The sequence below is a fragment of the Psychroserpens sp. genome (genome assembly GCF_047633235.1).
Lineage (GTDB): Bacteria > Bacteroidota > Bacteroidia > Flavobacteriales > Flavobacteriaceae > Psychroserpens.
On sequence record NZ_JBLIET010000068.1, the window covers coordinates 1 to 9,993 of the forward strand.

The following is a 9,993-nucleotide window of genomic DNA, read 5'->3' on the forward strand; positions in this document are numbered from 1 at the left end:
TTTTTAAGCCAAATGGCCTTTGTAAGTTCAAATTCATCATTTAGATGGATTACAAATTACACTTCTGAAGAGTCAAATTTTGTGTCATTTTCTATAAAGTTAATCTTAGAAGTAGTTCCTGGGACATTGCTAATGCATACAAATATTTTCATCTCAAAATAAGATTTAAAGTTTTAGTTATGAATTTATTTATTTATAATTTTCCAAAAGTTTATACTGTTCTATAATTGCAGCTTTGAATTCCATTTTTAAATCAGATACTAAATCCATTACACTTGGTGAATTTGAAATAGTAGCAACACCTTGACCTGCCGACCAAATGGTTGCCCAAGCTTTAGCCTCGTCTTTGTTAGCCGTTAACTCTTCTTTAAAATCTACTTTTTCTTTTCTGGCTAACATGTCTTCCGTAATACCTATAGCATTTAGACTGGGTGCTAAAAAGTTTGCAGAAACTCCAGAAACTGCTGCTGTATAAACAATATCATTAGCACCACAATCAATAATCATATCGCGGTAGGCTTTTGGTGCTTTGCTTTCTTTAGTATTTATAAAACGGGTCCCCATATATGCTAAATCAGCTCCCATTTGCATGGCAGAAGCGATGTCTCTTCCGGTACTAATACATCCAGCTAGTAATATGGTTTTTTTGAAGAATTTTTTTATTTCTGACACCAATGGCATCGGATTGATAGTTCCTGCATGGCCACCTGCCCCAGCTGCTACTAATATTAAACCATCTACTCCGGCTTCTGCTGCTTTTTCTGCATGACGCTTTTTAATGACGTCATGAAACACCAACCCCCCATAATTATGGACTGTTTCTACCAATTCTGAGACAGCGCCAAGAGAGGTAATGATTAAAGGAACTTTGTGCTTAACACATAGTGCTAAATCTGCTTCTACTCTTGGGTTAGAATGATGTACAATTATATTAACACCAAAAGGTGCTGCTTTTTTCCCTGTTTCTTTTTCAAAAGCAAAAAGTACTGTTTTTATTTCGATAAGCCATTCCTCAAAGCCTTCTGATGTTCTTTGATTTAAAGCGGGAAATGTACCAATAATTCCGTTCTTGCAGCACTCTATTACCAATTGAGGTCCTGAAATTAAAAACATTGGTGCTGCAATTACTGGCAACGATAGTTCTTTAATAAATGATGCTTTACTCATTTTCTATATATTTATTTTAAAGTACTCAAATTGAAAGCGGCTTGACTGCTTTAAACTGCAGCCTGCCTTCGTTAGGATTTGTAATAAAAATCCTTTTTTAAAGTCGTTTTCCTCAAAAAAGATTATCAAGAAAAGCCCTACCCTTGTGTAAACCTCAAAATTACTATTTATTTTTATTAGATAACTTCAAATAATCCAGCAGCACCCATTCCACCACCAACACACATTGTACTTACTACATATCTAGCACCCCTGCGTTTTCCTTCAATTAAAGCATGCGCAACCATTCTAGATCCGCTCATTCCGTATGGGTGTCCAATAGAAATAGCTCCTCCATTTACATTTAATAGATTGTCATCTATACCTAATCTCTCTCTGCAGTATAAAACTTGCACGGCAAAAGCCTCATTGAGTTCCCAAAGCCCGATATCATTAATTGTTAAACCATGTTGTTTTAATAACTTTGGGATTGCGAAAATTGGACCAATACCCATTTCATCTGGCTCACAGCCAGCAACAGCTATCCCTCTATAAATTCCTAAAGGTGTTATATTTTGTTTAGCCGCTAAAGAACTTTCCATTAAAATGCATGCTGAAGCACCGTCTGATAATTGACTGGCATTTCCAGCTGTAATCACGCCACCATCAATAACCGTTCTTAACCCAGAAAGGCCATCCATGTTTGTTGTAGGCCTGTTTCCTTCATCTTTGGATAAAGTAACATCGTGGTATGTAATTTCTTTAGTTTCCTTATTCATTACACCCATATTGGTTGTGGTTGCAATAATTTCTTGGTCGAATTTACCAGCTTCTTGAGCAGCAGCAGTTCGCATTTGGCTTTGGTAACTATATTCATCTTGTTGTTCTCTTGATATGCCATAACGCTTAGCAACGATCTCTGCAGTTTGAAGCATTGTCATATAAACATTTTTGTGCTGAGCCACTAAGGCTTTATCCACAGCTCTGTAAAAGTTGGCTTTTTCATTTTGCACCAAACTAATAGATTCTAATCCACCACCAATAACAATATTATGACCGTCAGTAATAATTTGTTTTGCAGCTGTTGCAATGGCCATCATTCCAGACGAACATTGTCTATCTATAGTCATTCCACTAACTGTTACAGGTAATCCGCCAGCCAATGCTGCCAATCTTCCGATATTTTGTCCAGAAGTACCTTGTTGCATAGCACAGCCCATAATGACATCATCAACTTGTTCTGGGTCAATTCCCGCTCTTTTTACAGCTTCACGAATAGCAAAACCTCCTAAAGTTGGTGCTGTTGTGTTATTATAGACCCCTCGGTAAGCCTTACCAATAGGTGTTCTTGCTGTTGAAACAATTACTGCATCTTTCATTTAGTTTATATTTTAATTAGTATTATTTATTCTGAAACTTTCAAAACCAAGGTTGTTCACCGAGTAATCGCATTTGTCCTTTCCTCTTTTTATTCTAACGACTCTGCACCCTTTTAGTTTAGCAATCTGACCAACCAAACTCTCACCAGTGCCAGCCGCTGCAGAAACTAAAACTTTATTGCCTTCCTTAATGATTTAGGCAATCCATGTGGCCTTTGTGCTAATACTATTTACTGATTCTTTAGTTTGATATTTCTCCCTTTATATTAATCATATATTCTTTATATCGCATTTTTCCTCTTTCTGTTAAATGAGGGAAAATCAATGCATAACTCATTTCCAAACCCTCTATTATTGAATAATTTTCGGAGCCTCTAATTTTGTTTTGTGCAAACCAAAAATGACTATTTACCCATATTTGTTCAACTAATTTATCATAAAGACCAGGAAAATCTTCTGGCTCAGGCTTAAAGTACCCCATGCCTATAGAGAGGTAGTTTAAGTTTTTAATGATTTGCATGGACTGGTTTATTTGCTTCTGCATTTCATTTTTTAATATTGGATACGATTGTAAAATATTGTAGGTATCTAAATAAAAGAACATAAATTCTTTTTCAAATTCTAAATATATTCTGGGTATTTCAAGCGCCATTCTTCCTTTATTAATTAAGACACTGGTTTCAGACATTCTTTTGTCTAGATTAATGACCATATACTCACAAACTGCAAAAACTAAATCTTGCTTTGTCGCAAAATGGTAATTAAAATTACTTAAACTAATGGACGCTGATTTTGCGATATCTTGATTTATGACGTTGGCAATTCCGCTTTTATTAAAAAGCTTTATAGTCGCAAGAATAATCTTTTTTTTAGTTGTATTCATAGTGTTATATTTACAAATATAATAACTCTTATGTTAATAAAGAAACAATTATTTGTATATTTAATACTAAAAATATAAATAAATCAATTTAAAATATTAGTTTTACAAAAACATCAATACTAATGAAACTATCTAAACGCATTAAATTACTCTATGGATTTGGTTTTTCAGCACAAGGAATAAAGGACGGGCTCTTTCAAATTTTTTTATTCTTTTATTTTAGTCAAGTATTAGGTTTAGGCGCAGGTCTTACAGGTTTAGCAACCATCATTGCTTTATTTTTTGATGCAATTTCAGACCCTTTAGTTGGCGTTTTATCTGACCGATGGAAATCAGAAAGATGGGGAAGACGCCATGGGTTTATGGTAATTTCAGCAATACCGTTAGGTGTTTTTATTTACTTATTATTTTCACCACCTTCTGATTTAGATCAAGTAGGCTTATTTTTATGGTTAACCACATTTACAATCTTAGTAAGGGTATCACTCACATTATTTCAAGTACCAGGCATGTCTCTTGGTGCAGAATTATCTGTAGATTACAATGAACGAACCTCGATAACAAGCTATCGAGTTATGTTTGTCGCCTTAATGTCAACTTTAATAATTATTATTGGGTTTGTAGTGTTTTTTGTACCGTCGGAAAAATACTCAAGAGGTTTGATGAACCCAGAAACTTACCCAAAGTTTGCAATGTTCTGTGGGTTTTTAATCATACTATCTATTATTGTTAGTGCTTTAGGAACAAGAAAAGTGATTCCCTTACTTCCGAAAGCAGCTGAAAATCAGATAAAATTTAACCTGAAAACCTTTTTTAAAGAAGTGGCAATGATGTTTAGAATGAAATCTTATAGAACTATTATTCTTTACACAATGGTGCTGTATATAGGTATAGGTGTTGGCACCGTTTTTACTACCTATTTTATGGAGTATTATTTTCAATTTACCGAGACTCAAATGGCCTTACTTCCTATTGCATCTGGAATAGGCGGTATATTAGCACTCTTTTTAGCATCAATATTAGGTGAAAAATTTGATAAAAAAAGAGCTGTCTTATATAGTACAATTGCCTTTAGCATTTTGTTTAGTCTGCCTTATAATTTACGATTATTAGGAATGTTTCCCGAAAACGGAGAGGCATCATTAATTCTAATTTATTTTGTGTGCATATTATTTGCATATATGTTTTTATGGATTGTCTTAAGCATAGTAGGCTCCATGATGGCCGATGTTGTGGATGAGTTTGAATTAAAAACAAACAACAGAAATGAAGGTTTATTCTTCTCTTCTATGTCTTTTGCTTATAAATGCACTGTTGGTTTGGGATATTTTATTGCTGGCGTACTTCTAGAGATTATCGCTTTCCCTAAACAAGTGGGTGTTGAAGATGTACCTATGAAAGCCATAGAAGGTCTTGGGTTTATTGGCGGGCCGGTTTTAATGTCTACCTACCTAATAGCTATTATCTTTCTTATTGCATATCCAATAAATAAAAAACGTTATAACGAAATAAGAGTCGCTCTTAAAAATAAAAAATAGCGTTTGTTTATTGTCAATTTACAAAAAAAATCTTTTTAGGTAAAACTAACTTTCTCTAAATTATTAACTTATCCTTAATTAAAAAATTAAAGCAATTTTATAAATTGTTTATAAGACAATACCCCTTTTTTAGTTAGGTATGGATAACATAAGTTAAACAAAGACTCTATCCCTTTTTTTACCAGATTATCTTCACTATTAATAATTCTTGAATTAGCAAACCAAAAATGATTATGTATCCAAATATGACGCATTAATTGATCATAAGATCCCGGATTATCTTCCGGCTCAGGCTTCATCATCCCCATACCAATAGCTAAGTAATTTAAATTCTTAATTATTTGATAAGACTCTTCTATTTGCTTTTGCACTTTTTCATTCAAATCAGGAAACATTTTTAAAATATTTGGAGTATCTAGATAAAAAAAACAAAATCGTTCTTGAAACTCAAAATAACTCTTCGTAATAGTCAGCCCTTGCCCTTCCTTAACAAGGATACTATTTCCATAAACGTTTTTTTGAAGAGTTTCGAACATTAAGTCAAAAACAGCTACAATAAGATCTTTTTTTGCCCCAAAATGGTAATTAAAATTACTCAAACTCATACCTGCTCTTTCTGCAATGTCTTGGTTTCTTACATTAGCAATGCCAGATTCGTTGTAAAGTATTACAGCCGTATTTAATATTTTCTTTTTGGTTTTGTTCATTATCTACAAATTTGAGTAAAAATAAATGAATATCAAAAATATAATGCACATTATATAGTAATTAAAATAATAATTATATATTGCGTACTAATTAAATAACAAATATTATACTTTGAATACCAAATTTATAGTTATAATGAAACATCGCCTTTAAATATGTCCATAAATAAAAAATTAGATGTCGCAGTTATTGGTGCTGGCTTTGCCGGAATAGGTGCTGGCATTAAATTGAAACAAGAGGGCATTGAGTCATTTAAGATTTTTGAACGAAGCAATGATGTTGGAGGTACTTGGAGAGATAACAACTATCCTGGCTGTGCATGTGACATTCCTTCTAATTTATATTCGTATTCTTTTGAACCCAACCCAGAGTGGTCAAGAGCTTTTTCGCCCCACAACGAGATTCATGATTACCTGAAGCATTGTGTAAGTAAATATAACATAACAGCATATATACAATTCAGTACAGAGATTCAAAAAATATTTTTTGATGTTCCAAATGGACATTGGGTTATTACAGATACTAATGAAAAAATTTATTTAGCTAGAACAATTATATCTGCTTCTGGCCCCTTAAACCAGCCGCTATACCCTAAAATAAAAGGCATTAATTCTTTTAAAGGAGAATCCTTTCATTCCTTATATTGGAATCATAGTTATGATTTAACAGGCAAAAAGATAGCTATTATTGGCACAGGAGCAAGTGCTATACAATTTATTCCGGAAGTTGCTAAAGAAGCAGCGAAACTAACTGTTTTTCAAAGAACAGCTGCTTGGATTGAGCCAAAGCTTGACAGAGAGAATAGTGAACAAACTAAAAAAAGATTTAGACGCTTTCCTTCGTATCAGAAGTTTTGGAGAGAACTTATTTATTGGTTCTTGGAGCATCGAGGCAGGGCACAGTATGCGCCAAATAAAATAAGAACAAAAAGAAAAGCGGATGCTCTAAAATTTATAGAAGAATCAATTCCTGATTTGAAACTGCGTAAAAAATTAACTCCCAATTACGAAATTGGCTGCAAGCGTATTTTATTATCTAGCAATTATTATCCTGCTTTAAATAAGAAGCATGTTAGCCTGGTAACAGATGCCATTTCAGAAGTTACCAAAAAAGGAATTATTGATAACACTGGAAAATTACACGAAGTTGACGCCATTATATATGGCACTGGCTTTTACACAACAACCTATAAACATTTATATGAAGTAAAAGGAATAAATAATCAATCGCTTTTTGATAAATGGAACAAAGAAGGAGGAGAAGCTTATTATGGTATGACCGTTAACGGGTTTCCAAACTTTGTATTAATGGTTGGACCAAACACAGGTCTAGGACATAATTCCATTGTTCATATGATGGAGTCTCAACTCAATTACATTATGAGTTACTTAAAGTATTTAAATAAAAACCCAAATAGCTATTTAAATGTTAAAGAATCAATTCAAAAAGAATTTAACAAGAAAATTCAAGAACAACTAAAAACAATGATTTGGTCTGATGGTGGTTGTGATAGCTATTATTTAAAAGATAGTAATGGTAAAAACACTTCTATTTGGCCTGGGTCTACAATGTCTTATCGCAAACAAACGAAGCGAATAAATAAAACTGACTACGATATAGTATCAATTGAAACTACTAAAAAAGAACTAATATAAATGGAGCAGTTTGATTTTATGTTTTACGAGTGGGAAAAGAATTTTCCTAATCAACCATTTTTAAATCAACCATTTGGAGATACATGGGAGACATATACTTGGGGTGAATCAGGCGAAATGGCTCGAAAAATCGCTAGCGCTCTAAAAAGTTTTAATTTACCCAAAGGCGCTCATATTGGATTGATATCAAAAAATTGTAGAGAATGGGTTATCGCAGATATCGCCATTGTTATGGCAGGCTATGTATCAGTACCTTTCTTTGCTAATCTTACTGGAGAGCAACTTCAAGAAGTAATAGAATTAGGCGACGTGAAGGCATTATTTGTCGGAAAAGTAGAAGATTGGGAAAACACAAAACAAAGCGTAAATGAGAACTTACCTGTAATTTCATTTCCCAATTATAAAGGACATTCAATTATAGATAAAGCCTTAAAATGGAAAGATATCATGAATGATTTTGAACCCTTGCAAAAAGTGCATAGGCCATTCATGAATGACATCTGGAGTATCATTTTTACATCAGGCACAACGGGAATACCTAAAGGAGTCGTAATTAATTATAAGGCTATTGAAGAGTCTAAATGGTCGGTATTAGAACTCAATCCAACAAAAACAGACCTTTATGGAGACAATAGATATTTCTCATACCTGCCATTAAACCATATTGCAGAGCGACTAGTTGTAGAATACAATTGCTTTAGATTTGGAGGCGCTATTTACTTTACAGAATCAATAGGTACCTTTTCACAGAATCTTATAGATACTAAGCCAACTATCTTTTTTGCAGTACCGCGAATTTTAACAAAATTTCAGCAAGGCATTTTGACTACAATGTCACAAGCTCATTTAGATACAGTCTTAAGTAATCCTGAACAATCAGAATTTATCAAAAAGAAACTAAGGGCTGCATTAGGATTAGATGAAACAAGGGCGCTTATCTCAGGTGCTGCGCCGTTGTCAGAATCTTTAAAAGAATGGTATACTAGTATTGGTTTACCGATTACTAATGGCTATGGGATGACTGAAAACTGTGCTATTACTACAATACTTTTTCCAGAAGAAAAAAAGCCAGGGTCAGTAGGAAAAGCGCAACCAAGAGTGAAAATTAAAATTGATAGTGAGACCGGGGAAATATTAATGCGAGGACCATTTCTAATGTCAGGCTATTATAAGCGACAAGATTTAACAGATGAATCCATTTCAGAGGGGTGGTTAAGAACTGGAGATCAAGGGCTACTTGATGATGAAGGTTATTTATTTATTACAGGTCGTATAAAAGACACCTTTAAAACAGCAAAAGGTAAGTTTATAGTCCCTGCGAAAACAGAAGCTCCTTTTACTAAAAGTGAAGTTCTTGAACAAATATGTCTTGTAGGATTAGGTTGTCCACAACCAATGCTTTTGGTGAATTTGTCAGACGTAGGGAAATCAAAAGAAAAGAAAATTTTAGAAAATGAATTAATTCATCTTTTAAAAAATGTTAATTCTGACTTATCAAATTACCAAAAAATATCTACCCTAATTATTAATCATGAGGATTGGAGTGTTGGAAATGGTCTATTAACACCAACGCTCAAAATTAAGCGAAATGCTATTTATCAGAGATATAAAACTAATTTAATTCAATGGCATGAAAATAACAAACAAATAATCTGGGAATAGAAAATGCTATACACATTTACCATCATCGTCTTATTAACGTTTGTGCTGTATTTTACAGTTTACAATAAAGTGAAACTCCCTAAAAATATAGATTCATTAATAAACGAGGTTAAAAACGAAAGACTTCCTGAATTTGTAATAGGAAAAACAGCATTTGTAAATAATACGGGTGTAAAAATAGCCTACGAAATTATTGAAAATAAAAAACCTAACGGAGAGACAATTGTCTTAGTTAGCGGTCACGGACAATCTAAATTAATATGGCCAAGTTATTTTTATCGTCCTTTTTTAGACCAAGGGTACTCTGTTATAAAATATGACAATAGAGGCTTAGGTGAATCAGATTGGATCATAGATTGGTCAAAAGAAAGCCCTTATACGCTAGAAGATATGGCAACAGATGCAATTGCTATTCTAGATTCCTTGAATATTGAGAAAGCTCATTTTATTGGCATGTCCATGGGTGCTATGATTTCACAGAGAATAGCAATTTCTTACCCAACCCGAATATCAACATTAACATCAGTAATGTCAACTGGTTTTTATGACGATCCAGCATTGGTCACAGTCTCTAAGAGGTTTTACAGCAACATTATTGGAATAACTCTTTTATACGGTAGAAAATTGAAAACAAATTCTCAAAAAATGAAGTTTTTTTTATCCACACAGCGTTTACTGCAAGGAAAAGGAGATAATACTATTAACGATAAAGAAATATTACAAAAAGCATATTTTGAATTAAAAGTAAGAAAAGGGTTTAACTCAAAAGTGAGTAATCAGCACACTTTTGCCATTAAAGCTTCGGGTTCAAGGTATAATGAATTGGAAAGAATAAGAGTACCATGTTTAATAATTCATGGAACTAATGACCCTTTAATAAAGATTGAACATGCTAAAAAATATGCGCAATTAATACCAAATGCTAAAACATTATTCATTAAAAAGATGGGACATGATTTACCAGAAAAATACATCCCAGATATTCATAAATCAATATTCAAAAACTTTAAAAATAAATAAAT

8 protein-coding genes and 1 pseudogene are annotated in these 9,993 nt (G+C 33.1%); 4 read left to right on the forward strand and 5 right to left on the reverse strand.

Annotated features, from left to right (window positions below; all coding sequences use genetic code 11):
• Positions 1-59: 59 nt before the first annotated feature.
• From ACJAZK_RS13990 to ACJAZK_RS14005, 4 genes and pseudogenes are all read right to left on the reverse strand, one after another.
• Positions 60-152, reverse strand: a pseudogene (locus ACJAZK_RS13990) (electron transfer flavoprotein beta subunit/FixA family protein); the annotation flags it as partial.
• A gap of 37 nt (positions 153-189) precedes the next feature.
• The gene (locus tag ACJAZK_RS13995; protein WP_415224559.1) at positions 190-1,167 is read right to left on the reverse strand and encodes an NAD(P)H-dependent flavin oxidoreductase; all 978 of its coding nucleotides are present in this window, start codon (positions 1,165-1,167) and stop codon (positions 190-192) included.
• Between the two features lie 176 nt (positions 1,168-1,343).
• Positions 1,344-2,525, reverse strand: coding sequence for an acetyl-CoA C-acyltransferase (locus ACJAZK_RS14000; RefSeq protein ID WP_415224560.1), 1,182 nt, complete (start codon positions 2,523-2,525; stop codon positions 1,344-1,346).
• 241 nt (positions 2,526-2,766) lie between these two features.
• Positions 2,767-3,408 (reverse strand): TetR/AcrR family transcriptional regulator, encoded by a 642-nt coding sequence (locus ACJAZK_RS14005; protein ID WP_415224561.1) that lies wholly within the window; start codon positions 3,406-3,408, stop codon positions 2,767-2,769.
• A gap of 122 nt (positions 3,409-3,530) precedes the next feature.
• On the opposite strand from ACJAZK_RS14005, the gene ACJAZK_RS14010 reads away from it, so the two are divergent.
• Positions 3,531-4,946, forward strand: coding sequence for an MFS transporter (locus tag ACJAZK_RS14010; protein WP_415224562.1), 1,416 nt, complete (start codon positions 3,531-3,533; stop codon positions 4,944-4,946).
• Between the two features lie 86 nt (positions 4,947-5,032).
• Here ACJAZK_RS14010 and ACJAZK_RS14015 read toward each other — a convergent pair whose 3' ends face one another.
• Positions 5,033-5,653: a TetR/AcrR family transcriptional regulator gene (locus ACJAZK_RS14015; RefSeq protein WP_415224563.1), complete on the reverse strand. Its 621-nt coding sequence runs from the start codon at positions 5,651-5,653 to the stop codon at positions 5,033-5,035.
• Positions 5,654-5,809: 156 nt separating this feature from the next.
• Here ACJAZK_RS14015 and ACJAZK_RS14020 point away from each other — a divergent pair, with 156 nt between their 5' ends.
• From ACJAZK_RS14020 to ACJAZK_RS14030, 3 genes are read left to right on the forward strand one after another with little or no spacing between them, the layout of a single operon-like run.
• Complete coding sequence (locus ACJAZK_RS14020; RefSeq protein ID WP_415224564.1) at positions 5,810-7,309, forward strand: flavin-containing monooxygenase; 1,500 nt, start codon at positions 5,810-5,812, stop codon at positions 7,307-7,309.
• Positions 7,310-8,971 (forward strand): AMP-binding protein, encoded by a 1,662-nt coding sequence (locus ACJAZK_RS14025; RefSeq protein WP_415224565.1) that lies wholly within the window; start codon positions 7,310-7,312, stop codon positions 8,969-8,971.
• A 3-nt stretch (positions 8,972-8,974) separates the two neighbouring features.
• The gene (locus ACJAZK_RS14030; RefSeq protein WP_415224566.1) at positions 8,975-9,991 is read left to right on the forward strand and encodes an alpha/beta fold hydrolase; all 1,017 of its coding nucleotides are present in this window, start codon (positions 8,975-8,977) and stop codon (positions 9,989-9,991) included.
• Positions 9,992-9,993 lie beyond the last annotated feature (2 nt).